The following is a 24,933-nucleotide window of genomic DNA, read 5'->3' as shown; positions in this document are numbered from 1 at the left end:
TTAGGCCTTTTGCGGCTCCATCCAGGGCGGGAACCGCTCGGCGGAGATCATCTCTTCGACGGTAGGCCTCGGCCGCGTAACCGCAAACCTCGTGCCATCCACCATCACTTCGGGCGCCAGCGGACGGCTGTTGTAGCTGGAAGCCATCACCGCCCCATATGCGCCCGCCGACCGTACCATCACGAGGTCGCCCGCCGCCAGCGGCGGCAGATCACGATTCTGCGCAAGGAAGTCACCGGATTCGCAGATGGGACCGACAATGTCGCAACGGATCGTGGCGGCATCGGGGCGTGGCTGGCGGACCGGCAAGATATCGTGCCAGGCCTCGTAGAGTGTGGGGCGGATGAGGTCGTTCATCGCCGCATCCACGATGACGAAAGTCTTGGCGGAGCCGGGCTTCACGAGGATCACCTCGCCCACCAGCACGCCCGCCTCGCCGACCAGCCGACGCCCCGGCTCGAAAGCCAGTTCGCAGCCTAGCCCCTCGGTTTCGCGCGCCACGACGGCCATGAATTCGGCGATCGAGGGTGGCTTCTCGTCGGCATAGACGATCCCCAGCCCGCCACCGATGTCGAACCGGTCGATCGTATGTCCATCCTGGCGCAGCTGCACGATCAGTTCGCGCACCCGCACGATGGCGTCGCTATAGGGCGTGAGCGACGTGAGCTGCGAGCCGATATGCATGGCCACGCCGACGACATTGAGGTTGGGCAGGCGGCCGGCCAGCGCGAAGGCCTCGCGCGCCAGGTCGATGTCGATGCCGAACTTGTTCTCCTTGCGGCCCGTCGTGATCTTGGCGTGCGTCTTGGCGTCGACGTCGGGATTCACCCGGATGGTGATGTCGGCCTTGAGGCCAAGCTGGCCCGCCACCGCGTTCAGCGTCTCCAGCTCGGCCGAACTCTCGACGTTGATCTGGCCGACGCCCGCTTCGAGCGCCGCCATCAGCTCCGACGGCTTCTTGCCGACGCCGGAATAAATGATGCGCTGGGCCGGAATGCCGGCCGCCAGCGCCCGCTTCATCTCGCCCACCGAGACGATGTCGGCACCGGCGCCCATCTCGCCGAACAGGCGGATGACGGCCAGGTTGCTGTTGGCCTTCATCGCGTAGGCGACGCTGGCGTTCATCCCCTTGATGGCGTCGGCGAACTCCTGCCAGCCGGCGCGCAGCGCTCCGGCCGAATAGCAGTAGAACGGCGTGCCGACCTGGGCCGCGATGGCCGCGAGCGCGACGCCCTCGGCGTGCATCTCGCCGCCCTTGTAAGCGAAGAAGCTCATACTCAGCGCCCCCCGGCCTTGCCGAGGAAGCGACGCCGCGCTTCGGCCACGGCCCGCGCGACATTGGCCGGCGCGGTGCCGCCCAGGCTCTTGCGGGCGTTGACCGAGGCCTCGACGGTCAACACGCGATAGACGCTGCGGTCGATCTTGGGCTCGACCGCCTGCATCTCCTCGAGCGACAGCTTGTCGAGGTCGATGCCCTTGTCGGCGGCGATGCCGACCAGACGGCCCGTCACGTGATGGGCCTGGCGGAACGGCAGGCCGACCTTGCGCACCAGCCAGTCGGCGAGATCGGTCGCCACGGAATAGTCCGCCGAGGCCACGGCACGCATGCGTTCCGGATTGGCCTTGAGGTCGCGGATCATGCCGGTCATCGCCGCAATGCCGAGTTCCAGCGAATCGGCGGCGTCGAACAGCGGCTCCTTGTCCTCCTGCATGTCCTTGCCATAGGTCAGCGGCAGGCCCTTGAGGATAGTGCACAGCGCCACGAAGGCGCCGACGATGCGGCCGACCTTGGCGCGCGTCAGCTCGGCGGCGTCGGGATTGCGCTTCTGCGGCATGATCGAGCTGCCGGTCGTGAAGGCATCCGACAGCGCGATGAAGCGGAACGGCGCGGAGCACCAGATCACGATCTCCTCGGAGAGGCGCGACAGGTGCACGGCGGTCGTCGAGGCGGCGGCGATGAACTCGACCACGTAGTCGCGATCCGACACGGCATCGAGCGAGTTGGCCATCGGCCGATCGAAGCCCAGCGCCCTGGCGGTCTTGCGCGGATCGATCGGATGCGGCGAGCCCGCCAGCGCCGCGGCGCCCAGCGGCGATTCGTTGAGACGCGCGCGGCAGTCGGCGAAGCGGCTGCGGTCGCGGCCGATCATTTCGACGTAGGCCATCAGGTGGTGGCCGAAGGTGATGGGCTGGGCCGTCTGCAGGTGGGTGAAGCCCGGCATGATGGTCGCCGAATATTCGTCGGCCCGGTCGATCAAGGCGGCCTGCAGGTCGCGCAGCATCTCCTCGAACTTGTCGATCGTGTCGCGCACCCACAGGCGCACGTCGAGCGCGATCTGGTCGTTGCGCGAGCGCGCGGTGTGCAACCGCCCGCCGGTCGGCCCGATGATGTCGGTCAGCCGCTGCTCGACGTTGAAGTGGATATCCTCGAGCTTGGTCGAGAACTTGAACTTCCCGCTCTCGATCTCGGCCTTGACCTGGGCGAGCCCGCGCTTGATGTCGCGTCCGTCCTTGGCCGTCAGGATCCCCTGGGCCACCAGCATGTCACAGTGCGCGACGGAGCCCGCGATGTCCTGCGCATAGAGCCGCCGGTCGAAACCGATGGAGGCGTTGATCTTCTCCATGATTTCCGCGGGCCCGAGCTTGTAGCGGCCGCCCCACATCGTGTTGGAGCGACGATTGGAGCCACCTTTGGCCGCTCGCGCAGTCGTGTTCTTCCGTGCCATGAATTCAGCCATATATCCCTGTAGGAACGCGGCTTATGGCACATCCTGTCCCCAATTTCCTCCTTGGCCGGCGCTACATTCTTTGCGGCGCCCTGGCGGCCGCCGCGCTCCCCGCCATGGCCACGCCGAGCCTGGCCGGCGTGAAGCCGGACATGGCCAGGGGCGCCATGGAGCGCTTCAAGGTCGCCAAGACGCCGAAGCCCCTGCCCGATCTCGAGATCCAGAACGCCGACGACAAGCCGCTGAAGCTCGGCGACTTCAAGGGCAAGGTCGTGCTGCTGAACTTCTGGGCGACCTGGTGCGCGCCCTGCGTAAAGGAAATGCCGAGCCTCGACCGCCTGCAGGCGGCGCTGCCCAAGGACAAGTTCCTGATCGTGCCCCTGTCGATCGACGGCCCGTCCAAACCCAAGGTCGCGCCCTTCTACAAGGATCAGAAGCTGGCCAACCTCGGCATCTATTTCGACAAGGGCCGCAAGACCATGCAGGGGCTCGACGTCACCCTGCTGCCGACCTCGATCCTGGTCGATGCCCAGGGCCGCGAGCTCGGCCGCATCGAGGGTGACGCCGACTGGGACATGCCCGAATCGATCGCCCTGATGAAGGCGGCAATGGGCAAAGGCTGACGGGCGCGAAGCCGCCCTGCATTCGTGCATAATGCGGCCGACATGACGCCGCCTCCTGCGCCTTCCGACGCCGTTGCCATCGAACTCAATGCGGTGCTGGTCGCCCTGACGGCGGACCAGCCGCTGGTGCTGACCCTGGAAGACGGCACTCTTTTGCCATCGGGGCCCTTCGCGACCGGGCATCCGACCCTCCAGAGCGGCCTGCGGGCCTGGGTCGAACGGCAGACCCATCATCCGCTCGGCTATGTCGAGCAGCTCTATACCTTCGCCGACCGCAACCGCCTTGGCCTGGACGGCCGGCAGCGCGTCGTGTCGATCAGCTATCTCGGCCTCACCCGAGAGCGGCTGGCCGCCGGCGCGCGCGATCCGGAATGGCGTAGCTGGTACCGCTATTTCCCCTGGGAGGACTGGCGGACGGGCCCCTCCCCGATGGTCGCTGAGGTCATCCTGCCGAGGCTCGCAACGTGGGCGGAGGCCGGCGGTGATGCGGCGAGCCGGCGCGAGCGGCAGCAGCGGGTCGAGGTGAACTTCGGCGACGGCGTCGAAAACTGGAACGAGGACCTGGTCCTGCAGCGCTACGAGCTGCTCTACGAGGCCGGTCTGGTGCCCGAGGCGAAGCCGCCGGCGGCCGATCCCGTGCCGGGCATGCCGATGCGCCACGACCATCGCCGCATCCTCGCCACTGGCATCGCGCGGCTGCGGGCCAAGATCAAATACCGGCCGGTCTTCTTCGAGCTGATGCCGCCCGAATTCACCCTGCTGCAGCTCCAGCGCGCCGTCGAGGCACTGGCCGGCCGCCCCATGCACAAGCAGAACTTCCGCCGGCTCATTGATGCGCAGGGGCTGGTCGAGCCGACCGGCGCGTCGACCGCCGAGGCGCGGGGCCGCCCGGCGAAGCTGTTCCGCTTCCGCCGCGAGATCGTCCTCGAACGCGCCGTCGCCGGCAGCAAGCTCCCGATCTCCCGCCCGATCTGAAACCTTGACCTGATTAATGCTCATTCTTAGTATAAATAATTAATACTCCCATTGAGCATAATGAGGTTGGAGATGTCCCTGTCCTTTGCGCCGGACCTGATGGCCCGCACCGCACCGCTCTATGACCGCGTGAAATCGGTGATCCCGTCGATCGAATGGCCGGCCTTCGCCGAGGACATCGACGCCATCCTGGCGCTGAAGCGCGAGCGGGACGCCGTGATCCTGGCGCACAACTACCAGACGCCCGAAATCTTCCACTGCGTGGCCGACATCGTCGGCGACAGCCTGGCGCTGGCCCGCGAGGCCATGAAGGTGGATGCCGGCACGATCGTCCTGGCCGGCGTCCATTTCATGGCCGAGACGGCCAAGCTCCTCAATCCGGCAAAGCGCGTGCTGATCCCCGACCTTGACGCCGGTTGCTCGCTCGCCGCCTCGATCACCGCCGCCGATGTCCGGCTGCTGCGCCAGCGCTATCCCGGCGTGCCCGTCGTCACCTACGTGAACACGTCGGCCGCGGTGAAGGCCGAGAGCGACGTCTGCTGCACCTCCGGCAATGCCCGCAAGATCGTCGAGAGCCTCGGCGTCCCGAAGGTCATCATGCTGCCCGACGAATATCTCGCGCAGAACATCGCAGCCGAGACCGGCGTCGAGATCGTCACCTGGGCCGGCCATTGCGAGGTGCACGAGCGCTTCACGGCACAGGACATCCGCCAGCTGCGCGCCGGCCATCCCGGCATCGTGGTGCTGGCCCATCCGGAATGCCCGCCAGAGGTGGTGGGCGAATCGGATTTCACCGGCTCGACCGCGGCGATGATCGACTATGTCGACGTCCGACGGCCGGCACGGGTCGTCCTCGTGACCGAATGCTCGATGAGCGACAACGTCGCCGTCCAGCATCCCGAGGTCGAGTTCATCCGGCCGTGCAACCTCTGTCCGCACATGAAGCAGATCACCCTGCCGAAGATCCGCCGGACGCTGGAGACGATGCAACACGAAGTGACCATCGATCCCGCCGTGGCCGAGCCGGCCCGGCGCGCGGTCGAACGCATGCTGGAAATGTGAGGCCCCGATGATGATCCCCTCCCTTCCCCCTCTCATGGTCGAACCCGTGGTGCGTGCCGCCCTCCTGGAGGATCTCGGCCGCGCCGGCGACCTGACGACCGACGCGATCGTGCCGGCGACGGCGCGGGCCAGGACGGCCCTGGTCGCACGCCAGCCGGGCGTCGTAGCCGGACTCGGCGCGGCTTCGATGGCCTTCCGGCTGGTCGACCCGTCGATCGAGATTGCGATCGAGCGGCCGGACGGCACGCCTCTGGTGCCCGGCGACCGCATCGCCACGATTGCCGGTCCGGCGCGCGGCATGCTGACCGCCGAGCGTGTCGCGCTGAACTTCCTCGGCCATCTCAGCGGAGTCGCCAGTGGCGCGGCCACGCTGGTGGCGGCCGTGCGCGGCCACAAGGCGCGCATCTGCTGCACCCGCAAGACGATGCCGGGACTGCGGGCCTTGCAGAAATACGCCGTTCGCGTGGGCGGCGGCATGAACCACCGCTTCGGCCTCGACGATGGCGTCCTCATCAAGGACAACCATGTCGCCGTGGCCGGCGGCATCCGGCCGGCGATCTTCGCGGCGCGCCGCGGCGTCGGCCATCTCGTGAAGATCGAAGTCGAGGTCGATACGCTGGATCAGCTCGAAGAAGCGCTGGCGACCGGCGTCGACGCGGTCCTGCTCGACAACATGACGCCCGAGCAGCTCGCCATCGCGGTTCGCATGATCGACGGACGCGCCCTCGCCGAAGCCTCCGGCCGAATCACGCCGCATACGGCGCCGGCCATCGCGGCCAGCGGCGTCGACCTGATCTCAGCCGGCTGGCTGACGCACAGCGCCAGCGTCCTCGACATCGGCCTCGACTGGGAAAGCTAAGCCACCCTCACCCTGAAGAGCGCTCCGCAGGAGCGCGTCTCGAAGGGTGGGCACGAGCACCCGCCTGTTGCCTATCCTTCGAGACGGTCGCTGCGCGACCTCCTCAGGATGAGGTCGTGGAGGTTCTTCGATCAGTTACTGACTTCGCAGTGCTTGCCCATTTCCTTGCAGACCCGCAGCACAGCCTGAACCACCAGCGACGCGGTCGAGCTTTCGCCCGCGCCGGCATGGCCTGCGATCATGAGCTGCGAGACGTCGTCGTTGAACGGGACGACGTTCAGGGTAGCGGTGCGGTCGCCCTCGGCGATCTGGATGCGGCGCGCGCCGGGATCCTGCATCAGGATGCGGACCGAGGGATTCTTCCGCGCGAGGTCGAGCGCGGTCGAGAAGATCTTGTCGGCGTGGGCATCGAGCAGGACAGTCGCGAAATCGTAGCCGGGCCGGCCGTCCGGCTGGCTGCCTTCGGTCATCTGGTGGATGCGGCCCAGCGCCTTGCGGGCGACGAACACCCATTGCGCCTCGGCCGGCGCGAAGGGCAGCGCCAGGCTGGCGAGCACGGCCCCCGCGACGAAAGGCTTGATGAACTGGCGCATGCAACGACTCCCTTTTGGGAGCGGCATTTTACGCAAGTGTCGCCAGCGATGAAGCCGAGAATGGCGCCAGGTCGCTGAAGCGGCCCTCGCGCACCTTGGCCGCCCAGTGCGGATCGGCCAGCAAGGCGCGGCCGACCGCCACGAGATCGAATTCCTCGCGCTCCAGCCGGGCCTCGAGTTCGCCGAGATCGCCGATCTCGGAATCCTCGCGCGTCCGGAACGTCTGCACGAAATCCGCCCCCTTGAGGCCGACCGAGCCCACGGTGATGGTGGGCTTGCCGGTGAGCTTCTTGGTCCAGCCCGCGAGGTTCAGCGTCGAGCCCTCGAATTCGGGCTCCCAGAAACGGCGCGTCGAGCAGTGATAGATGTCGGTGCCGGCGGCGGTCAGCGGCTCGAGGAACCGCGCCAACTCGTCGGGCGTCAGCGCCAGGCGTGCGGTGAAGTCCTGCTGCTTCCACTGCGAGAAGCGGAAGATGATCGGGTAGTCCGCGCCGACGCGCGCGCGGATCGCCTTGACGATCTCAGCGGCAAAGCGCGTGCGCTGGACGAAGTCGCCGCCCCAGGCATCGCCGCGCTTGTTCGCCCCTTCCCAGAAGAACTGGTCGATGAGGTAGCCGTGCGCGCCGTGGATTTCGACCGCATCGAAACCGATCTCCTTGGCAGCACCGGCCGCACGGGCAAAAGCGTCGATCGTGTCGGCGATGTCGGCCTCGCTCATCGCCGGGCCGACCTGCTTGCCCGAAGCCGACAGGCCCGACGGACCGTCGGACGGTGCCTCGGGGTGCTGGCCGGTCCCCGTCTTGCGCATCATGCCCTGGTGCCAGATCTGCGGGGCGATCTTGCCGCCGGCGTCATGCACTTCCTCGACCACCCTCCGCCAGCCCGCGAGGCTCGCGGGGGAGTGAAAGTCCGGCACGTTGGTGTCGTTGGAGGCGGCCGGCCGGTCGACGGTGGTGCCTTCGGTAATGATGAGGCCGACGCCGCCTTCCGCGCGGCGGCGATAATAGGCCGCGACGTCGGCGCCCGGGATGCTGCCGGGGCTCTTGGAGCGCGTCATCGGCGCCATGACGAGACGATTGGGCAGCGACAGCGACTTGGTCGCGAAGGGGCGGAAGAGCGGGCTGGTCATGGACGTCTCGCTTGCGGGAATTCTACGTCGCCGTAGGGATAGAAATTCTTCAGATCGACGTTGCGATACGGCAATCCATCGAGCCGCACGGTGCCGAGGAAAGGCTCGACCGGTTCGACCAGCAGGATCGTCCTGGCAAAGCCGCTATCGTCGAAGCCGCGGCGGAAGTGCACGCGCGACTTGATGGCGATCGCCTTGAACTGCGCGAGGTCGAAGGCCGGGCCCGCAAGTTCCGAGGGCTCGACGATCTGTGTGAGATAGCGGCTGATCAGCACGACGTTGCCGCGGCCGAAGGCGACGCTGACCCACAGGGTGCCATGGGCTTCGTGTGCGCCGATCACCGTACCGGTGACGCGGACCGGCTGGCCCGCGGATTCGTCGGCGAGGCCGCCGATCTCACGGTCGAACGCATCGCCCACCTTCACGCCCTCGGCCTTCAGCGCATCGATGACCTTGGCATCGGCGATGGTGGCGATCAGCACATCCGACAGATCCTGCTCGATCACTTCCTTCAGGATCCAGGTCGCGTAGCCCGACCGGTCGCTATGGTCGGCCAGCACGACCGGCGTCTCGCCGCGCGCCATCGCCTCCTTGGCGAGCCGGACACCCTCAGGAATCGGATGGACCTTGGCTGTGTTGAGCAATGCTTCGCGCCGCCGCCACGCCCAAGACGCCATGTCGTCGGCGACCTTCTGGGCCAGCGCCGCATTGCCGTTGGTCATGACCTGGAAGCAAAGGCCGACATCGGGCACGTCGGCGAAGGGAAAGCCGAAGAAGACGTTCACATAGACATCGGGCTCGCGCGCTTCCCAGACGAGGGCGCGCTGCACCAGGTCCATCCACGGCGAGGCGCCGGTCCATTGCAGCACGGTCGGCGTGATGATCGGCACTTTCACCGTCACCGTGGCGGGGACGTAATCGCCGCGGATCGCGCGCACCAGCATGCGCGCCGCGCGCTCGCCCTGCAGGTGGCTGTCGTAGTGAGGGAAGTATTTGACCGTGAAGCCCATGTCGGCCTGGGCGAGGAACTCCGCATCCTCGTTGCCGTGCGGATCGAAGGTGCCGACGATGAAGGCCTTGCGCCCGACCACCTCGCGGACGCGGCGGGCGATATCGGCCTCCGGTCGCGCGACGCCGCGCACGCCCATCGCCCCGTGCAGGCTGAGATAGACGCCGTCGAACGGCCCCTGCTCCTTAAGGCCGGCGACCATCCGGCCGACAAAGGTCTCGTAGGCTTCTTCGGTGATCCAGCCCGAGCCCGTGCCGGTCCGCGGCCAGAGCGGCGATTCGATGCCGACCAGCTCGACGCCGTCATACTCGCGCGCCACCTTCACGAACCCGCCCATGTAGGACCTGGGATCGTGCGCCAGCAGCGCTTCGCCGCTGGCGGGCGAGCCGGGATATGTGAAATCGGCGAGCGTGGTGTCGTTCGGAAGGAACGTCACCGTCTCGTGGGCGAACTGCAGGACGGCGATACGCATCGCGCCGCCCGCCCCGTCAGCGCGTCGGGACCGGGCGCTCGCCGGAATAGTCGTAGAAGCCGCGCTTGACCTTGCGGCCGATCCAGCCGGCCTCGACATACTTCACAAGCAGCGGGCACGGCCGGTACTTCGAATCGGCCAGACCCTCGTGCAGCACCTGCATCACCGACAGGCAGGTATCGAGGCCGATGAAGTCGGCCAGCTCGAGCGGGCCCATCGGATGGTTGGCGCCCAGCTTCATGCCGGTGTCGATCGCCTCGACGTTGCCGACGCCCTCGTAGAGCGCATAGACCGCCTCGTTGATCATCGGCAGCAGGATGCGGTTCACGATGAAGGCCGGGAAGTCCTCGGCATTCACCGGCTTCTTGTCGAGCTTGACCACGACCTCGCGCACCGTGCGGAAGGTCTCCTCCTCCGTGGCGATGCCGCGGATCAGCTCGACCAGGCCCATCAGCGGGACCGGGTTCATGAAGTGCATGCCCATGAACTTGCCCGGCCGGTCGGTGACCGCCGCAAGCCTCGTCACCGAGATCGACGAGGTGTTGGTGGCGAGCAGGACGTTAGCCGGCAGGCCCTCGCAGACCTTCTTGAAGATCTCGCGCTTCACCGCCTCGTTCTCGGTCGCCGCCTCGACAATGAGGTCGCAATCGGCGAACGGCTTGTAATCCGTGGCGGTCGAGATGCGCTTGAGCGCCGAGTCCTTGTCCTCCGGACGGATCATGCCGCGGCCGATCTGCCGATCCATGTTGCGGCTGATCGCGTCGATGCCCTTGTCGAGATGAGCCTGGTCGATATCCGCGAGCCGGATATCGAAGCCCTTCAACGCGCAGACATGGGCGATGCCGCTGCCCATCTGGCCGGCACCGATGACTCCGATGCGCTTGATCATGATGGGTACCCTCGGGTTACTTTACTTTTTCTCGATCGCGGCGGTGAGCTCGGGGACGATCTGGAAGAGATCGCCCACGAGGCCGTAGTCGGCCACCTGGAAGATCGGGGCCTCCTCGTCCTTGTTGATCGCCACGATCGTCTTGCTGTCCTTCATCCCGGCGAGATGCTGGATGGCGCCGGAGATGCCGATGGCGATGTAGAGATCGGGCGCGACCACCTTGCCGGTCTGGCCGACCTGATAGTCGTTCGGCACGTAGCCCGCATCGACCGCGGCGCGGCTGGCGCCGAGGCCGGCGCCGAGCTTGTCGGCCAGCGTCTCGAGCATCTTGAAGTTCTCGCCGCTCTGCAGGCCGCGGCCGCCGCTGACGACGATCTTGGCGCTGGTCAGTTCGGGGCGCTCGCTCTTGGAGAGCTCGGCGCCTGCGAAGGACGAAAGGCCCGCGCTGCCCGTGCCCTCGATCTGCTCGATCGCGGCCGAACCGCCGCCCGCCGCCGCCTTGAAGTTGGTCGGGCGGACCGTGACGATCTTGATCTTGTCGGTGCTCTGGACCGTCGCCATCGCGTTGCCGGCGTAGATCGGGCGCACGAACGTATCGGGCGAGACGACCTGGATCGCCTCGGAGACCTGCGCGACGTCGAGCAGCGCCGCAGCCCGCGGGGCCACGTTCTTGCCGACCGAGTCGGCGGCCATCACGATGTGGCTGTAGTTCGGCGCCAGCTTGACGACCAGCGGCGCGATGTCCTCGGCCAGCCAGTTGGCGTAGGCCGCGTCCTCGGCCTGCAGCACCTTGGCGACACCCTGGATCGCGGCCGCCGACTTGGCGGCCTCGCCGGCGTTGCTGCCGGCCACAAGCACATGGACCTCGGGGTCCATCTGGGCCGCAGCGGCTACGGCGTTGGCGACATTGGCGCGAACGGTCTTGCCGTCATGCGCGGCGACAACGAGGACGGCCATCTCAGATCACTCCCGCTTCGTTGCGCAGCTTCTCGACCAGCTCCGCGACGGTCTTCACCTTGATGCCCGACTTGCGCTTGGGCGGCTCCTCGACCTTGAGCGTCTTGAGGCGCGGCGCGACGTCGACACCCAGCGCGTCCGGCGCCAGCGTCTCGATCGGCTTCTTCTTCGCCTTCATGATGTTGGGCAGCGACGCGTAGCGCGGCTCGTTCAGGCGCAGGTCGGTGGTGATCACCGCCGGCATCTTGATCTTGATGTTCTCGAGGCCGCCGTCGACCTCGCGCTTCACCTCGACCGAGCCGTCGGCGACGTTGAGCTTGTTGGCGAACGTGCCGATCGACCAGCCGAGCAACGCGGCCAGCATCTGGCCGGTGGCGTTGGAATCGTCGTCGATCGCCTGCTTGCCGACGATCACCAGACCGGGCTGCTCCTTGTCGACCACGGCCTTCAGCAGCTTGGCGACGGCCAGCGGCTGCAGTTCGGCGTCGGTCTGGACCAGGATACCGCGGTCGGCGCCCATGGCGAGCGCGGTGCGGATCGTCTCCTGGCACTGGGCCGGGCCGGCCGAGAAGGCGATGATTTCGGTAGCGGCGCCCTTCTCTTTCATGCGGATCGCCTCTTCCACGGCGATCTCATCGAAGGGATTCATGGACATCTTGACGTTAGCCGTCTCGACACCCGTGTTGTCGGCCTTTACGCGGATCTTGACGTTGTAGTCGATGACCCGCTTGACCGCGACCAGCACTTTCATCGCGTTGCGCCTATCGGTGAGTTGCGGCCGGACTGACCCGTCCGGCGAAGGGGTTTTCGTGTAGGGGTGTTGAGCCGATCATGTCAAGGCTATGGCGCACTGCACAAGACCGCAGGGTGGAAGCTTTTTCCTCAATTTTTCAACAGCTTGACGGCTAGCGCGCCGCGCCCGGTACCCACAGCACATCTGCCGCACCATTGTCGTTGACCCGGCGGGCCAGCACGAACAGGTGGTCCGAGAGGCGATTGATGTACTTGATCGCCTCCGGATTGATCTCCTGCTCGGCTGCCAGATGCGTCATGCAGCGCTCGGCCCGCCGCGCCACGGTGCGGGCGAGATGCAGCCACGAGGCGGTTTCGCTGCCGCCCGGCAGGATGAAAGACTTGAGCGGCTGCAACTCGGCGTTCATCGCATCGATCTCGCGCTCGAGGCGCTCGACCTGCGAGGCCACCATCCGCAGCGCCGGCTCGTCGCGCTTGGTCTTGCCTTCGGGCGTGCAGAGGTCGGCGCCGAGGTCGAACAGATCGTTCTGGATGCGGGCCAGCATGGCGTCGGCTTCGGCGAGGCGCGGATCGGCACTGCCGGCGCGGGCGATGGCGCTGCGCGCCAGTCCGATCACCGAATTGGCTTCGTCGGTCGTGCCATAGGCCTCGACACGGATATCGTGCTTGGCCACGCGTTCGCCGCGGCCGAGCGACGTCATGCCGGTGTCGCCGCCGCGCGTGTAGATGCGGTTGAGGGTGACGGCCATCGCCTAGCTCCTGCTCGCCAAGTACCAGAGGATGATCAGCACGACGGTGAGGAGCTGCAATCGCACGCGCCACCACATCATGCGGTTGCTGCGGCGGCTGCCCTCGATGTTGCCGTCCTGGTTGCGGCTCATGTTGATCAGGCCGGCGAACAGTGTGCCCAGCGTCGCAAAGGCAGACACCAGCACGAGGACGAAAAGAACGTTGGCGAGAGTCATGAGGGCTTATCCCGCATTGTGCCTGCCCGCGCCAGTCCGGGCGCCCGCCCAGGGTCGCGCATCGCGCGAGGCTGCCGTGCCGGTGGCGAGGCGGAAGATCGTCTCGGCGGTCTGCTCGGCAGACCAGAGGGCCGCATGCACCGTGCCGTACTCGACCGGCTCGGTCGCCTCGCCGGCAAAGAACACGCGATTTCCCAGCGGCCGCGCATGTTCGGTGCAGTCGTCGGGATCGCTGCCGACACCGGGATAGGAATAGCCGCCGCGCGACCAGGGATCGCTGAGCCAGCGCGGAAAGGCCATCGCCTCGGGCTCCGGAATGTCGTCGCCGAACATCGCGCGCAGGGATCGAATGGCAACAGCGGTCACCTCCGCGTCGCTCGCCTCACGGTCGAGATGGATCGCGGTGTGGCCGTTGCAGAAACTCAGCAGAATCGGCAGGCCGGTCTCCTGCTCGTGACTGACCCACGTGTTGAAACCGCCGCGTCGCTCCGGCGAATCCGGAAGCCGCCCGAACCACTTCGGCGAGGCCGGCCAGAAGCGGTGCGGAAAGCGCAGATAGATCTTGCCGAGGACGCCGGCGCCGTAGCCGATCCGGCCGATCGCCGTGCGCTGCACCTCCGGCGGGAGGGGATCGAGTGCCGGCAGGCCGGCGCGCAGCAGCCCCACCGGCACGGCGATCACCGCGCGATCCGCGTCGATGCGCTCGCCGTCCCGCAGGATCGCCGTGACGCCCTCACCCGTCCACACGATCCGCTCGACCGCCGCGCCCTGGCGAATCTCGAGCCCGTGCGCGACGTCTTCGACCAGGGACCTGTAGCCGCCCCTTGGCTGGGCGTTGCGTTCGAGTCCTTCGGTCGGGAACCACTCCTCTGCGGCGACCGCGTCCCAGGGCGCGCTCTGCACGCCCTCGCTCATTTCGACGAAGGTCGCCACCACCAGCCGGTCGATCTCCGGCAGCCATGACGCCGTCAGCAGCGGCTCGACGGCGTCACGCACCGAGATCGAGCGCGGACCGCGGACGCGGGTCAGCGCCTTGCTTTTCCAGCCCGCCCATTCGATGGCCGCCTTGAAGGCGAGCCGCCCCATCACCGCACGCCGACGCTGACCCTCGCGAGTCGGCGAGGTCGCCCGCTTGTCGATCAACAGGCGCTCGCCCTGCGATTCGACCAGTTGAATGCCGAGCTTCTCGCACCAGAGCGTGAGCGGATTGCCATCGACACCGTGCACCCACGAGCCGCCGAGATCGACCGGCGCACCGACGCGATCGTCCGTCCAGGTCCGGCCGCCGATACGTCCCCGCGCCTCGAGCACGGTGACGCCAAAGCCCGAATCCTGCAGCAACCTGGCAGCAACCAGACCCGCCATCCCCGCACCGACGACGACGACGCGCTCGCCGTTGCCCGATCCCATCGACCAAGAACCCGTGCGGCTCACCGTCCGGCCCATGCGAGCATCGGCAGCAATGACATGGAATCGAACGTCCGACCGCCCGCAGCGCGCAACGCCTCGGCATCGCTGTACGGGGCGCCGACATAGGCGAGCGCGCGCATGCCGGCGGCACGGGCCGCCTGGATACCCGGCAGCGAATCCTCGACGACGACGCTGTCGAAAGGCTGCTCGTTCATCTCGATCGCGGCGTGAAGGAAGAGGTCCGGGAACGGCTTGCCACGGGACACCTGGGTCGAACTGAAGATGCGGCCCTCGAAGCGAGACCACAGGCCAGTGATGCCGAGCGTGACCCGCATCTTGTCCAGGCTGCCCGAGCTGGCGACGCAGGTCGCGATTCCCGCCGCCTCGATCGCATCGATCGCCTCGACCACGCCGGGGACGGTGCGCAGCGGCGCGTCCCGGAAAGCCTGCATTGTGTCGGCCTGCAGGCGGTCGACGAAATCCGCCGGCAGGGCGCGGCCGAGTTCGCCTTCGACGATCTCGACGCACGACTTCATCGAGCGGCCCATCAGGCGCTGCATCGTGTCCTCGACATTCCAGTCGAGACCCTCGCGCTGGAGCGCGCGGGCAAAGCAGGTGTTGGCGAGGGGCTCGCTGTCGACCAGCACCCCGTCGCAATCGAATATGACCAGCACCCCGCAGGAGTATCAGTAAGGCTTGTCGCCTGCCACCGTGACCCGGTTGCCGCTGCGGGTGTGCGGCCAGTAGTCCCACATCGCGCGATGCTGGACGCAGCGATTGTCCCAGAAGGCGATGGAATTCTCCTGCCAGCGGAAGCGGCACTGGAACAGCGGGTTTTCCATGTGTTCGTAGAGATAGCGCAGGATCGCGTCGCTCTCGTCGCGCGGCAGGCCGACCAGCGAGCGGGTGAATCCGCGATTGACGTAGAGGCTCTTCTTGCCCGTCACCGGATGGGTCCGCACCACCGGGTGGATGGCCCGCGGGTACTCCGGCTTGTCGACGACGTTGTAGTTCTTGTAGAGGCCGCGATAGACCGACTCGCCGTCATGCACGGCGGTCAGCCCGTCGAGATAGGTCTTCATGCGATCCGACAGCGCCTCGTAGGCGGCATACATACTGGCGAACAGCGTGTCGCCGCCCTTCGGCGGGCACTTCTTGATGTAGAGAATGCTGCCCATCGGCGGCTCGAGGTCGCAGCTCACGTCGGTGTGCCAGCCCTCGCCGTTGGCGCGCGGCGAATCCTTGTCGGCATGGATAATCATCAGCTCGGGCTTGCCGGGTTCGCTCGGCGCCGCGGGATGGGTGTGCAGATCGCCAAACAGGCGGCCGAACGCCAGGTGCTGATCCTGGCTGATATGCTGGTCGCGGAAGAAGATGACCAGGTTCTCGGCCAGCGCGCGATGGATCTCATCCTGCTGGCGGTTGGACAGCGGCTGGCTGAGGTCGATGCCGCCGATTTCGGCGCCCAGGATCGGCGTCAGCTTGTCGAGGGTGATCGTCTCGTAGGGGGCGCTCTCGTCGGCTGTGTGCCGGTAGCGCGGGCCGGCATTGGCGTTCAGGGATCCTTGCATCGGTCTCTCCTATTCAACCTTGATGTTGGCTCGACGGATGATCTGCCCCCAGCGTTCCTTCTCGGCGCTAGCAAAGGCCGCGAACTCGGCCGGACGCATGAGCTTCGGGGTGCCGCCCAGCGCCGTCAGGCGCTCGATGACCTCAGGCATCGCCGACACGGTGTAGAGGTCCGCGTTGATCCTGTTCACGATCTCCGGCGGCGTTCCCTTCGGCGCATAGAAGCCCGTCCAGGTCGTCAGCAGAACCTCGGGAAGACCCGCTTGCGCCGCCGTCGGCATCTCAGGCACGGCGGCGTAGCGTTCGCTGTCGGTGACGAACAAACCCTTGAGCGCGCCACGGTCCATCGCGATCTTGGCGTTGACCGTGTCGATCATCATGAAGGTGAGCAACCCGCTCTGTACGTCGGGGATCGCCTGCGGGTTGCTCTTGTAGCCGACATAGACCGCGTCCACGCCCGCCGCCATCTTGTAGAGTTCGGAGGCCACGCGGGCCGGCAGCGATCCCGCGCCGTAATTGTACTTGCCGGGCTCTGCCTTCAGCTTCGCCGTCAGCTCCGCCGCGGTGTTGATCGGGCTGTTCTTGTCGACCAGCAGCACGAAGGGCGAGGTGCCCATGCGCGAGATCGGTGCGAAGTCGGCGATCGGATCATAAGGCAGCTTGTCGTAGATCGCCGGATTGACGACCTGCGTCATCGCCGAGGTGGCGAACAGCGTCAGCCCGTCCGGCCTGGCGCGCGCCACCGATTCGGCCGCCGGGATGCCATTGCCGCCGCCCTTGTTGTCGATGACCACGGGCTGGCCCCACAGCGCGGAGAGGCGCTCGGCATAGACGCGGGCGCTGATGTCGGTCGCCGCCCCCGCCGGAAACGGGACGACCATGGTGACGCGACCGGCGGGAAATTTCTGCGCGCGCACGATGGAAGGCGCCGCGAAGGCCGCAACGCCCAGCCCCATCCCGAACTGCCGTCTGCCGATCATGTTTCCTCGTCTTTTTTCGTCTGCTGCCTATAGACCCTTTTGTCGCCGGGTGCGGGGCCCAAGTCGACAGAGTCCGTATTACGGAATAACGTCGTGCCCATGGCCATCGAGCCCGTTCGCCGCAGTTTTGCAATTCTCGAAGCGCTCAGCCGGCGTCCGCACGGAACCATCGCGGCGCTGGCGAACGAGACGGGCCTGCCCCGCCCCACCGTTGCGCGCCTGCTCGGTACGCTGGTCGAACTGGGATACGCGACCCAGGTCTCACGGCTGCTGGGCTATCGCCTCACCGATCGCGTTCTTGCCCTCGCGCAGGGCATTCGTTTCATCGATCATCTCGTCGACATCGCCGCGCCGCACATGCAACGGTTCACGCAGGAGCACGGCTGGCCGCTCTATCTCGGCTCGATCAGCCACCGCGCCATCACCATCCGCTATTCGACCGCCGCCGAGAGTCCGATGTCGTTCGAGCGGATGGCCCTCCAGCGCCGCAGCCCGATCCTGTCGGGCGCCCTGGGACGCGCCTGGCTGGCCTTCTCGACGGACGATGAGTGCCGCGCGATCCTGCGCGATCTCGGCGTGCGCTACGATGCGAAACTGGCAGCGGCCTTTGCGCGGATCCGGCGAGACGGCCACGCCTTTTCGGTCGTGACGCGTACGGCGCGCCTGCAGGGTATCGCCGTCGCCATTCACAGGAATGATCGCGTTCTCGGCTGCATCTCGATGCGATTCACGCGCTCTGCCATGACCGAAGCCGAGGCCGGCGCGCGCTACGGGATGCCGCTGACTGCGCTCGCACGCGCCATCGCAATCGACGTGGCAAGCGAGTAGCCTGCGCGCAAATCAACGGAGGAAACATGCCGGCTTTCGACGCCATCGCAACGCAGACCGTACGCAAGGCGAACCATCTCGAACCCGCTTTCGTGCACAAGGAAGACGTCGAAGCCGCAGCGCGAAAACTCGCCGCCCGCAAAAAGAAGCCCAACATCCTGATCTATCTGATGGACGATGTCGGCTGGGGCGATTTCGGCTGCTATGGCGGCGGCGTGGCCGTCGGCGCACCGACGCCGAACTTCGACAGGATCGCGCGCGGCGGCCTGCAGCTCACCTCCTGCTATTCCGAACCCTCCTGCTCGCCCTCGCGCGCCACGCTTCACACCGGCCGCGTTCCGAACCGCCACGGGTTGCACCGTCCGCCGATGTACGGCGAACCCGGTGGGCTCCAGGGCGAGATCACGTTGCCGATGCTGCTCGGCCAGGCCGGCTACACGACGCAGGCGGTCGGCAAGTGGCATCTCGGCGAGAATGTCGAGAGCCAACCGCAGCATGTCGGCTACGACGATTTCTACGGCTTCCTCTCCGTCTCCGACATGTACACGGAATGGCGCGACCCGCACTTCTTCCCCGAGATCGTCTATTCGGACGCGCGGACCGAGTGGATCAAGAACATGCCCTTCAACCGCTGCTTCGTGCACGCGACCAAGGGCAAGGAGCTGACCAACGTCGAGGAGGTGACCATCCCGGTCCTCTCCGAGCTCGACGAGAAGTGGTGCAAATACTCCGAGGCGTTCATCGAGAAGCAGGCCAAGTCGGACAAGCCGTGGCTGCTCTATCACTGCACGCGCGGCGCCCACTTCGATAATTATCCAAGCGAGAAGTTCCTCGGCAAGTCGCCGGCCAAGCATCCCTACAAGGACACGCTGCTCGAACTCGACGAGATCATGGGCCGCCTCGTCGAGGCGCTGCGCAAGTCGGGCCAACTCGAGGACACGCTGATCTTCATCTCGTCCGACAACGGGCCGCACATGGAGACCTGGCCGGACGCCGCCTTCACGCCGTTCCGCTGCGCCAAGGGCTCGACCTGGGAAGGCGGCGTGCGCGTCCCCGGCCTGATGTACTGGCCGGGTACGATCGAAGCCGGCCGCCAGAGCGACGGGCTGTTCGACTTCAACGACATCGTGCCGACCGCGCTCGGCCTCGCCGGCGCGTCGGATCTGCTGCCGTCCGACCGCTACATCGACGGCGTCGACCAGAGTTCGTTCCTGCTGGCGCCCGACGGCCTCTCGAACCGCAAGTATCACTACTACTGGCTCAGCCAGACCTTCTCGGGCATGCGCTGCGGCGAATACAAGATGGTGCTGTCGGCCACCAGCGACAACGCGACGGACGCGTTCGGCACCGGGGGCTTCACCGGCGTGCTGGAGCGTTACACCTATCCGAAGCTGTTCAACCTCTATCTCGACCCGAAAGAGCAGCACAATTACCTGACGCGCAAGCTGGCCTACATCGAGGCCTTTCAGCTCGGCATGCGCAACCATCTCGGCACCTTCAAGAAGTACCCGGCCAAGAAGATCATGGGCATCAAGGTGGACGACAAGCGCGAGTAGTCTCGGCAGGCACGGCGCCGGGGCGCGAAGCGATCCCCGCTAATCCCCCGCCGTCAGGCCGGCAAGACCGGGCGCATGCCGACGGATGGCGAGGCGCGCCCGGCGTTTGCGATACCAGATCACGACGCCGGTCACGGACAGGGCAGCGACCACGACGCCCATGACCGAGATCAGGATGCGGCCCGGCAGGCCCAGAATGCGACCGGAATGCAGGGGGAACTGCGCCTGCACGAAGATGTCGGCCGCCGTGCCCTTCCAGGGTTGGCGGTCGCCGACCAGGCGGCCGTCCTTGCCATCGAAGTATAGGCGTGCCGGTCCCACGCCCGCGCTGCCGTGATCGTCGCCGGGATGGAAGAACATGGCGCCATAGATCCCGTAGTGCTGGGCGTAGAACACGCCTCCGACCGGCTCCGCCCAGCCGCGACGTGCCCCCTCCGCCCGCGCAAGGTCGATCACTTCGGCGAAGCCGACCTGCGGATCGAGGGGCCGATGCTTGTCGGCCATGGTTCGCAGTTCGAAGGGGCCCGGAGTCACTTTCGAGATCAGCGACATGATCGGATAGAAGGCTTCGCGGTAGAGGTTCAGCGAGAACCCCGTGAAGGCCAGGATGAACAGCAGGAGCCAGGTCCAGAGCCCGAACGCCCGATGAATGTCGAAATTGATGCGATAGGCGCTACCATTCGTCTTGATCCTCCATGCAGGCTTCCAGCGCGACCACCAGCCGCGTCGCAGAGCGCGCTCGACGACCGCGGGCCGTCCCGGGCGAGGCGGATGACGAACCGGCAGCGTCAGATAGAAGCCGATGAAGCAGTCGATGGCCCAGATGGCGGCGACGACGCCCAGCAGCCACAAGCCCCAGCGGTCGATGCCCCACATCTCCGGGATGTGCAGGCTGTAGTGCAGCTTGTAGAGGAACGAGACGAAGGTTTCCGACGTGATCGGCCAGGCCTGGCCCCATTGACGCCTGCCCAGTTCAGTGCCGGTCGCCGGATCGAGGAAGATCTGATTGTAGCCCGGTTCGTACAGGCGGCCCGTGGCGGCATCCACCCGCGGCTGTACGCTGAACGACAGCGATTCGCCCGGCTCGGCGGCCAGCGGCACATAGGTGACCCGCACGCGCGCATCACGCGCTTCGATCTGCCGTGCCAGTTCAAGAGATGGGATTGCGGGACCGTTGCCGACCGCCTCGTGAAGATGCGCGTTCAGCAGATCGTCGAGTTCGTGATCCCACGAAATCACCGCGCCGGTCAGACCTGAGAGGAATAGAAAGGCCGCGATCGCGAGGCCGATCCATCGGTGAATGAGCGTGAAGGCATGGCGCATGGTGCCGTCCCGATCAGAAGTCGGCCGTCAGGGAAACGTAGATGGTCCGGGGAGTGCCACGATAGACGATGCCGCCGGTATAGGCCGACTGCCATGAACTCTCGTTGAACAGGTTCTCGACATTGGCCCGCAAGGCGAGCGGCTTGTGGTCGACTTCGAAGCGATAGCGCGCACCGATGCCGACCAGCGTATAGGCGGAGATGGCCTGGGTATTGGCTTCGTTGATGTACTGACCGCTGAAGAAGTTCACCCGGCCGGTGAGGGTCAGGGCCTTCATGAACGGCGTGTCCCATTCCGCACCCAGCTTGACCGTGACGTCGGGCGATGCCGGGGCCTTGCGCCCGTCGTAGGTGCCGCCCGCGGTCTGGGTCAGACGGGCATCCAGCAGCATCAGCCCTCCCAGGATCCGAATGCCCTCGATGGGTTCACCGAATACGTTCAGTTCGATGCCCTTGTTGACCTGCTGTCCGTCCACCGAGAAGACGTTCGTCGAAGGATCGGTGATCCCCGCCGGCCTGGTGATCTGGAACAGGCCCAGGGTGGTCGACCATTTTCCGAAGTCGACCTTGGCGCCGGCCTCGATCTGCCACGATTGCGTCGGTGCGAAGATCTGCCCCGCATTGGCCGCCGTGGTGGGTGCCATCGGACCCTGCTCCAGCGCCTGGATGTAGTTGCCGTAGATCGAGACGTTCTTCCACGGCTTCACGATCACCCCGACGGCGGGCGAGAGGGCGCTGGCAAAGTAGCTGCTCGAGAGGGCGCCGGTCGTCGTGAAGTTGTCGTTCTGAATCGACTGGTTGCGCGCGCCGAGCATGAGCTGCACGCGCTCGTCGAAGGCCGACAGCGTGTCCGTCAGGGCGAACGAGCCGAGCGAGGTCGCCGAGGCTTTCGGCGGGTTGTAGTTGAACGCGCTGCTGGCCGGCGCACTCGTCATGACGGGATTGTAGAGGCTGGTCGACTGGGAGAAGGTGAAGGGCAGGAACGTGCTGCCGACGACTTCCCAGTAACCGGTGGCCACCATGGCCAGCGAATGGCTGATCGGGCCGGTCTCCATCTTGCCCCGGACGCCGACCTCGCCGGTCTGCTTCCAGAAGGTCCGGGAATATTGCTGGCCGGACGCCAGAAAGTTGCCCTGCGCGGTCATGTTGCGGCCGATGGTGCGCAGCCAGTTTTCCCGGAAGTAGGACTGGCCATAGGCGGCGAAGGCCGTCCAGTCGTTGGCGAGATCGACTTCGCCCCGCGCCATGCCGTAGACGAATTCGGTATCGATGGTCTCCCAGGGCTGCTGCACGGCCGACATCGCATTCGGTGCGGCAGGAACCTGCTGGTTGGCCGACATGACGAAGAGCTGGTTGCCGCCCATCGTGTCCTGCTTCGTGTAGCCGAAGTACGTCGCGAGGCGGACGCTGGGGCCGGCATAGTCGAGCGCGAGAGCCGCGTTGCCGATCCGCTCCTTGTTGTTCTGGAGCGGCGTGTAACCGTCGCGATAGAGCCCGTTGAAGCGAATGCCGAACGCGCCGTCCTTGCCGAAGCGCCGGCCGACATCGGCCAGCGCACCGACCTGACCGTTGGTGTTGTAGCTGGTGCCGGCGGACGTGATCGGTTGGGCACCGGCCTTCTTCGGCGCCAGGTTGATCGTGCCGCCGATGGCGCCGACATAGCCGTTCAGGAAGGCGCTCGGCCCGCGGAAGACCTCGACGCGCTCGAATGCCTCGACGGGCACCCGGTCCTCCTGCACCAGGCCATACAGGCCATCGAACGAAACGCCGCCGGCCCCGAGCTCGAAGCCGCGGATGCGGAACTGGTCGAACATCGACAGCCCGTACTTCGTGGCCGCCGCGTCGTTGGCGACGACGTCCGCGATCGTCCGGGCCTGCTGGTTCTGAACCAGCGTCGAGGTGTAGCTGGTGCTGGTGAACGGCGTGTCCATGGTATCGCGGTTGCCCAGGAAGCCCTCGCGGCCACCGGTTGCAACCTGCCCGCCGGCATAGGGCGGCGGCAGGTTGTCGATCGTCGATTGCGCCACGCCCGCGCCTTGCACCTGGACGGCATCGAGCTGTACGGCTCCCGCACCCGACTCCGGCGCCTTGGTGAGCGTCACGGTGTTCGCGCCGGTGAAGGCATACGATATGCCCGTGCCGGCCAGCAGCTGCTGCAACGCCTCGCGCGGCGTGAGCGTGCCGGTGACTCCGGGCGAGCGTATCGCGGACAGATCCCCCGTCCTGTAGGCAAAGGAAACACCGGCCTGATCTGCGAACCGGTCAAGCGCCGAAGCGAGAGGCTGGGCCGGAATGGCGAAGCTGCGCGGCTGGCTCGCCTGTGCGACCTGCTCGCCCGCCACAGGGGGAGCTAGGTGATCGTCCGCCCGCGCCGATGCCTGCACAATCAGCACGGCACTCGCCGCCATCGCGCCGGCCAAACGCCAATGCCTCTTTTTCTGCGACCTGATTTCGATCTCACGCATTGTCGTGCCCTCAACGCTTCACGCCGGGGCCTCGACGCAAACAAGTCGAATTCGCGCGCTCCCCATCTCTAGATCGAGCGAGGCCTGAACAATCGGTGCCGACTCAGTGATTTTTTTGACGCCTCTGGCGGCGTCAGCGCACGATCATCAGATAGTTGGTAACACGCGTCACCGAGAGACCGTGAGTGGCGGCGATCGCATCGATGCCTCCGTTGAGATCGGCCAGAGCCACCCGCGCCGTCACCGCACCGTAGCGCGACGGATCTCCCATCAGCACGATCCTGCCATCGTGGTAGCGACCGATTTCCGCCAGGGCCTCGGCCAGGGGACGACCGCGGATGACGATGGCGCCATGACGCCAGGCCGTTGCCGCCGTCGGATCGAGCGTACGGATGGGCCCGGGTGCTTCGCCGCGGCGATAGCTGACCTGCTGCCCCGCTTCGACCGTCGCGCCACCTGGCACCGGGGCCGCACCGGAGCCCGTATCGGGAGACGTCACGCGCACAGTGCCTTCCGTGACGGTGACGGTAGCCCCTCCGTCCACGTCCTTCACTGCGAAGGCCGTGCCGACGGCGGTTGTCCGGCCATCCGCCGCCACGACATCGAACGGGCGGACCGCATCCTTTTGAACCTCGAACAAAGCCTCGCCATGGAGCAGCTTCACGCGGCGGCGCTCGCCGGTATAAGCGACGTCGATGGCCGTATCGGTGTTCAGCCAGGCGATCGATCCGTCGGGCAGGGATACCATGCGCTGTTCGCCCGCCGCCGTGCTGTGGTCGGCCAGCAACCTCGCGGGCAGGCGCGAGGCTGCTGGCCCAAAGACGAACAGTAGAAGGCAAGCTGCCGCCAACCCGCTGACGAGCGAACCAGCCCCCAGCCAGCCCCGCCGAGGCCGCCGTCGCGGCGGCGTCTCGAGCCGCCGCTCGCGGCCCTTCGGCGCGAAGGCGGGTTCGAGCGGGCCAAGATCCGACCAAAGGCTGCCGAGTTCTTCGTAAGCAGCGCGATGACGCGGATCCGCGTCGCGCCAGGCCCTGAAGCAGGCATCTTCTTCCGACGAGAGATCGCCGGCGCCGCGACGCAGAAACCAGTCCTGAGCGGCGGCGTCGATGTCGTCGACAATGCTGTGGTCGTTGCCGGGCGGGTTCACTTGTCGCTGCACGTCTCTTCGCTATCGTCCTCATCTTATAGACGAGTGAGGCCGCTACTTCCCGTGCGTCCCGCCGTCGGAATCCGGTTCGGCGGCGCGAAAGCGCCGGCGCGCCCGCAGCAGCGTATCCATCACCAGCTTCAGATCCCGATAAACGGTCGTTGCCCCTAGCCCGAGAATGTCGGCGATCTCGGCCTGCGACCTGTCTTCATAGCGATGGAGATGGAAGACCTGCCGGCAGCGCTCGGGGAGACCGGCAATCGCGGCTTGGAGATACCGCAGCTCGTCTCGCGCCAGCGCATGACGCTCTGGTGTGAGTTCGTCACTCTGGTGCCACGCCGTACCGCCGGATTCGGCCAGGATCACGCCGCGACGGCCTTCCACGCGCAGGTGGTCGGTCGCGAGGTTGGCCGCCACGCCGAATACATAGGCCTTGCGATCCCGGATTTCTGAATGATCGGCGACACCCATCAGCTTGAGGTACAGATCGTGGGCGATGTCCGAGGCGAGTTGCACGGAGCCGAGGCGTCTGGCGAGAAAGCGCTGCAACTCCCACTCATGCTCGCGATATGCCTGCAACAGCGCTGATTCCTGCATCTGCCTCCGCCCCTGCCTCTGGCGTCGGCACGCAAATTAGCCTAATT

At 66.5% G+C, this 24,933-nt stretch carries 24 protein-coding genes; 6 read left to right on the top strand and 18 right to left on the bottom strand.

The genetic code is table 11. The features are described from left to right. The gene (gene lysA, locus ACP15H_RS03310; protein WP_425064804.1) at positions 1-1,275 is read right to left on the bottom strand and encodes a diaminopimelate decarboxylase; all 1,275 of its coding nucleotides are present in this window, start codon (positions 1,273-1,275) and stop codon (positions 1-3) included. A 2-nt stretch (positions 1,276-1,277) separates the two neighbouring features. Then, on the bottom strand, positions 1,278-2,726 hold the full coding sequence (gene argH / locus ACP15H_RS03305) for an argininosuccinate lyase (RefSeq protein ID WP_425064803.1): 1,449 nt from the start codon (positions 2,724-2,726) through the stop codon (positions 1,278-1,280). A 35-nt stretch (positions 2,727-2,761) separates the two neighbouring features. Between argH and ACP15H_RS03300 the strand changes: the two genes are divergently transcribed. The 4 genes from ACP15H_RS03300 (at position 2,762) to nadC (ending at position 6,245) form a co-directional block, all read left to right on the top strand. Next, positions 2,762-3,349 (top strand): TlpA disulfide reductase family protein, encoded by a 588-nt coding sequence (locus ACP15H_RS03300; RefSeq protein WP_425064802.1) that lies wholly within the window; start codon positions 2,762-2,764, stop codon positions 3,347-3,349. 42 nt (positions 3,350-3,391) lie between these two features. Continuing rightward, entirely contained in the window at positions 3,392-4,324 is a 933-nt protein-coding gene (locus ACP15H_RS03295) for an NUDIX hydrolase (RefSeq protein ID WP_425064801.1), read from the top strand. Positions 4,325-4,396: 72 nt separating this feature from the next. Continuing rightward, positions 4,397-5,386, top strand: a complete 990-nt coding sequence (gene nadA, locus ACP15H_RS03290; protein ID WP_425064800.1) for a quinolinate synthase NadA — start codon at positions 4,397-4,399, stop codon at positions 5,384-5,386. 7 nt (positions 5,387-5,393) lie between these two features. Beyond that, a complete protein-coding gene (gene nadC / locus ACP15H_RS03285; protein ID WP_425064799.1) occupies positions 5,394-6,245 on the top strand; it encodes a carboxylating nicotinate-nucleotide diphosphorylase in 852 nt (283 codons plus the stop codon). A 131-nt stretch (positions 6,246-6,376) separates the two neighbouring features. Here the strand turns inward: nadC and ACP15H_RS03280 are convergent, their stop codons facing one another. From ACP15H_RS03280 to ACP15H_RS03225, 12 genes are all read right to left on the bottom strand, one after another. Continuing rightward, on the bottom strand, positions 6,377-6,838 hold the full coding sequence (locus tag ACP15H_RS03280) for a hypothetical protein (RefSeq protein ID WP_425064798.1): 462 nt from the start codon (positions 6,836-6,838) through the stop codon (positions 6,377-6,379). A 28-nt stretch (positions 6,839-6,866) separates the two neighbouring features. Beyond that, positions 6,867-7,967, bottom strand: a complete 1,101-nt coding sequence (locus tag ACP15H_RS03275; protein WP_425064797.1) for an NADH:flavin oxidoreductase — start codon at positions 7,965-7,967, stop codon at positions 6,867-6,869. Next, the gene (locus ACP15H_RS03270; protein ID WP_425064796.1) at positions 7,964-9,448 is read right to left on the bottom strand and encodes a M81 family metallopeptidase; all 1,485 of its coding nucleotides are present in this window, start codon (positions 9,446-9,448) and stop codon (positions 7,964-7,966) included. The genes ACP15H_RS03275 and ACP15H_RS03270 overlap by 4 nt, the downstream gene beginning before the upstream one ends. Positions 9,449-9,464: 16 nt before the next feature. Next, the gene (locus ACP15H_RS03265) at positions 9,465-10,337 is read right to left on the bottom strand and encodes a 3-hydroxybutyryl-CoA dehydrogenase (RefSeq protein WP_425064795.1); all 873 of its coding nucleotides are present in this window, start codon (positions 10,335-10,337) and stop codon (positions 9,465-9,467) included. Positions 10,338-10,358: 21 nt separating this feature from the next. Next, entirely contained in the window at positions 10,359-11,294 is a 936-nt protein-coding gene (locus ACP15H_RS03260) for an electron transfer flavoprotein subunit alpha/FixB family protein (protein ID WP_425064794.1), read from the bottom strand. A gap of 1 nt (position 11,295) precedes the next feature. Further along, the gene (locus ACP15H_RS03255) at positions 11,296-12,045 is read right to left on the bottom strand and encodes an electron transfer flavoprotein subunit beta/FixA family protein (protein WP_425064793.1); all 750 of its coding nucleotides are present in this window, start codon (positions 12,043-12,045) and stop codon (positions 11,296-11,298) included. 154 nt (positions 12,046-12,199) lie between these two features. Then, positions 12,200-12,796, bottom strand: a complete 597-nt coding sequence (locus tag ACP15H_RS03250) for a cob(I)yrinic acid a,c-diamide adenosyltransferase (RefSeq protein WP_425064792.1) — start codon at positions 12,794-12,796, stop codon at positions 12,200-12,202. Positions 12,797-12,799: 3 nt separating this feature from the next. Next, positions 12,800-13,012 (bottom strand): twin transmembrane helix small protein, encoded by a 213-nt coding sequence (locus ACP15H_RS03245; protein WP_298310613.1) that lies wholly within the window; start codon positions 13,010-13,012, stop codon positions 12,800-12,802. A 6-nt stretch (positions 13,013-13,018) separates the two neighbouring features. Further along, the gene (locus tag ACP15H_RS03240) at positions 13,019-14,458 is read right to left on the bottom strand and encodes a flavin monoamine oxidase family protein (protein WP_425064791.1); all 1,440 of its coding nucleotides are present in this window, start codon (positions 14,456-14,458) and stop codon (positions 13,019-13,021) included. Further along, on the bottom strand, positions 14,443-15,096 hold the full coding sequence (locus ACP15H_RS03235; protein ID WP_425064790.1) for an HAD family hydrolase: 654 nt from the start codon (positions 15,094-15,096) through the stop codon (positions 14,443-14,445). The genes ACP15H_RS03240 and ACP15H_RS03235 overlap by 16 nt, the downstream gene beginning before the upstream one ends. Before the next feature lie 12 nt (positions 15,097-15,108). After that, positions 15,109-15,993: a TauD/TfdA dioxygenase family protein gene (locus ACP15H_RS03230; protein WP_425064789.1), complete on the bottom strand. Its 885-nt coding sequence runs from the start codon at positions 15,991-15,993 to the stop codon at positions 15,109-15,111. A 9-nt stretch (positions 15,994-16,002) separates the two neighbouring features. Next, positions 16,003-16,971: a Bug family tripartite tricarboxylate transporter substrate binding protein gene (locus ACP15H_RS03225; RefSeq protein WP_425064788.1), complete on the bottom strand. Its 969-nt coding sequence runs from the start codon at positions 16,969-16,971 to the stop codon at positions 16,003-16,005. 99 nt (positions 16,972-17,070) lie between these two features. On the opposite strand from ACP15H_RS03225, the gene ACP15H_RS03220 reads away from it, so the two are divergent. Then, positions 17,071-17,799, top strand: a complete 729-nt coding sequence (locus ACP15H_RS03220; RefSeq protein WP_425064787.1) for a helix-turn-helix domain-containing protein — start codon at positions 17,071-17,073, stop codon at positions 17,797-17,799. Between the two features lie 26 nt (positions 17,800-17,825). Further along, complete coding sequence (locus ACP15H_RS03215; RefSeq protein WP_425064786.1) at positions 17,826-19,355, top strand: arylsulfatase; 1,530 nt, start codon at positions 17,826-17,828, stop codon at positions 19,353-19,355. Between the two features lie 39 nt (positions 19,356-19,394). On the opposite strand, the gene ACP15H_RS03210 is transcribed toward ACP15H_RS03215, so the two are convergent. The 4 genes from ACP15H_RS03210 to ACP15H_RS03195 form a co-directional block, all read right to left on the bottom strand. Further along, the gene (locus tag ACP15H_RS03210) at positions 19,395-20,678 is read right to left on the bottom strand and encodes a PepSY-associated TM helix domain-containing protein (protein WP_425064785.1); all 1,284 of its coding nucleotides are present in this window, start codon (positions 20,676-20,678) and stop codon (positions 19,395-19,397) included. Positions 20,679-20,691: 13 nt separating this feature from the next. After that, positions 20,692-23,070: a TonB-dependent siderophore receptor gene (locus tag ACP15H_RS03205; RefSeq protein WP_425064784.1), complete on the bottom strand. Its 2,379-nt coding sequence runs from the start codon at positions 23,068-23,070 to the stop codon at positions 20,692-20,694. Between the two features lie 205 nt (positions 23,071-23,275). Continuing rightward, entirely contained in the window at positions 23,276-24,301 is a 1,026-nt protein-coding gene (locus ACP15H_RS03200) for a FecR family protein (RefSeq protein ID WP_425064783.1), read from the bottom strand. 42 nt (positions 24,302-24,343) lie between these two features. After that, the gene (locus ACP15H_RS03195) at positions 24,344-24,886 is read right to left on the bottom strand and encodes an RNA polymerase sigma factor (RefSeq protein WP_425064782.1); all 543 of its coding nucleotides are present in this window, start codon (positions 24,884-24,886) and stop codon (positions 24,344-24,346) included. Positions 24,887-24,933 lie beyond the last annotated feature (47 nt).

Origin of the sequence: Reyranella sp. (assembly GCF_965249915.1) — a bacterium.
Classification (GTDB): Bacteria; Pseudomonadota; Alphaproteobacteria; order Reyranellales; family Reyranellaceae; genus Reyranella.
Note: the sequence above shows the minus strand (reverse complement) of the source record. Positions and strands in the feature narration are given on the sequence as shown.

What these genes read in the sequence shown, in the direction of transcription:
- argH (WP_425064803.1), bottom strand. Translation starts at nt 2,726, where the DNA reads ATGGCACGGAAGAACACGACTGCGCGAGCGGCCAAAGGTGGCTCCAAT.
- nadA (WP_425064800.1), top strand. Translation starts at nt 4,397, where the DNA reads ATGTCCCTGTCCTTTGCGCCGGACCTGATGGCCCGCACCGCACCGCTC.
- ACP15H_RS03265 (WP_425064795.1), bottom strand. Translation starts at nt 10,337, where the DNA reads ATGATCAAGCGCATCGGAGTCATCGGTGCCGGCCAGATGGGCAGCGGC.
- ACP15H_RS03215 (WP_425064786.1), top strand. Translation starts at nt 17,826, where the DNA reads ATGCCGGCTTTCGACGCCATCGCAACGCAGACCGTACGCAAGGCGAAC.
- ACP15H_RS03255 (WP_425064793.1), bottom strand. Translation starts at nt 12,045, where the DNA reads ATGAAAGTGCTGGTCGCGGTCAAGCGGGTCATCGACTACAACGTCAAG.
- ACP15H_RS03230 (WP_425064789.1), bottom strand. Translation starts at nt 15,993, where the DNA reads ATGCAAGGATCCCTGAACGCCAATGCCGGCCCGCGCTACCGGCACACA.
- ACP15H_RS03225 (WP_425064788.1), bottom strand. Translation starts at nt 16,971, where the DNA reads ATGATCGGCAGACGGCAGTTCGGGATGGGGCTGGGCGTTGCGGCCTTC.
- ACP15H_RS03295 (WP_425064801.1), top strand. Translation starts at nt 3,392, where the DNA reads ATGACGCCGCCTCCTGCGCCTTCCGACGCCGTTGCCATCGAACTCAAT.
- ACP15H_RS03195 (WP_425064782.1), bottom strand. Translation starts at nt 24,886, where the DNA reads ATGCAGGAATCAGCGCTGTTGCAGGCATATCGCGAGCATGAGTGGGAG.
- ACP15H_RS03300 (WP_425064802.1), top strand. Translation starts at nt 2,762, where the DNA reads ATGGCACATCCTGTCCCCAATTTCCTCCTTGGCCGGCGCTACATTCTT.
- ACP15H_RS03275 (WP_425064797.1), bottom strand. Translation starts at nt 7,967, where the DNA reads ATGACCAGCCCGCTCTTCCGCCCCTTCGCGACCAAGTCGCTGTCGCTG.
- ACP15H_RS03210 (WP_425064785.1), bottom strand. Translation starts at nt 20,678, where the DNA reads ATGCGCCATGCCTTCACGCTCATTCACCGATGGATCGGCCTCGCGATC.
- ACP15H_RS03220 (WP_425064787.1), top strand. Translation starts at nt 17,071, where the DNA reads ATGGCCATCGAGCCCGTTCGCCGCAGTTTTGCAATTCTCGAAGCGCTC.
- ACP15H_RS03270 (WP_425064796.1), bottom strand. Translation starts at nt 9,448, where the DNA reads ATGCGTATCGCCGTCCTGCAGTTCGCCCACGAGACGGTGACGTTCCTT.
- ACP15H_RS03250 (WP_425064792.1), bottom strand. Translation starts at nt 12,796, where the DNA reads ATGGCCGTCACCCTCAACCGCATCTACACGCGCGGCGGCGACACCGGC.
- ACP15H_RS03245 (WP_298310613.1), bottom strand. Translation starts at nt 13,012, where the DNA reads ATGACTCTCGCCAACGTTCTTTTCGTCCTCGTGCTGGTGTCTGCCTTT.
- lysA (WP_425064804.1), bottom strand. Translation starts at nt 1,275, where the DNA reads ATGAGCTTCTTCGCTTACAAGGGCGGCGAGATGCACGCCGAGGGCGTC.
- ACP15H_RS03280 (WP_425064798.1), bottom strand. Translation starts at nt 6,838, where the DNA reads ATGCGCCAGTTCATCAAGCCTTTCGTCGCGGGGGCCGTGCTCGCCAGC.
- ACP15H_RS03240 (WP_425064791.1), bottom strand. Translation starts at nt 14,458, where the DNA reads ATGGGCCGGACGGTGAGCCGCACGGGTTCTTGGTCGATGGGATCGGGC.
- ACP15H_RS03260 (WP_425064794.1), bottom strand. Translation starts at nt 11,294, where the DNA reads ATGGCCGTCCTCGTTGTCGCCGCGCATGACGGCAAGACCGTTCGCGCC.
- nadC (WP_425064799.1), top strand. Translation starts at nt 5,394, where the DNA reads ATGATGATCCCCTCCCTTCCCCCTCTCATGGTCGAACCCGTGGTGCGT.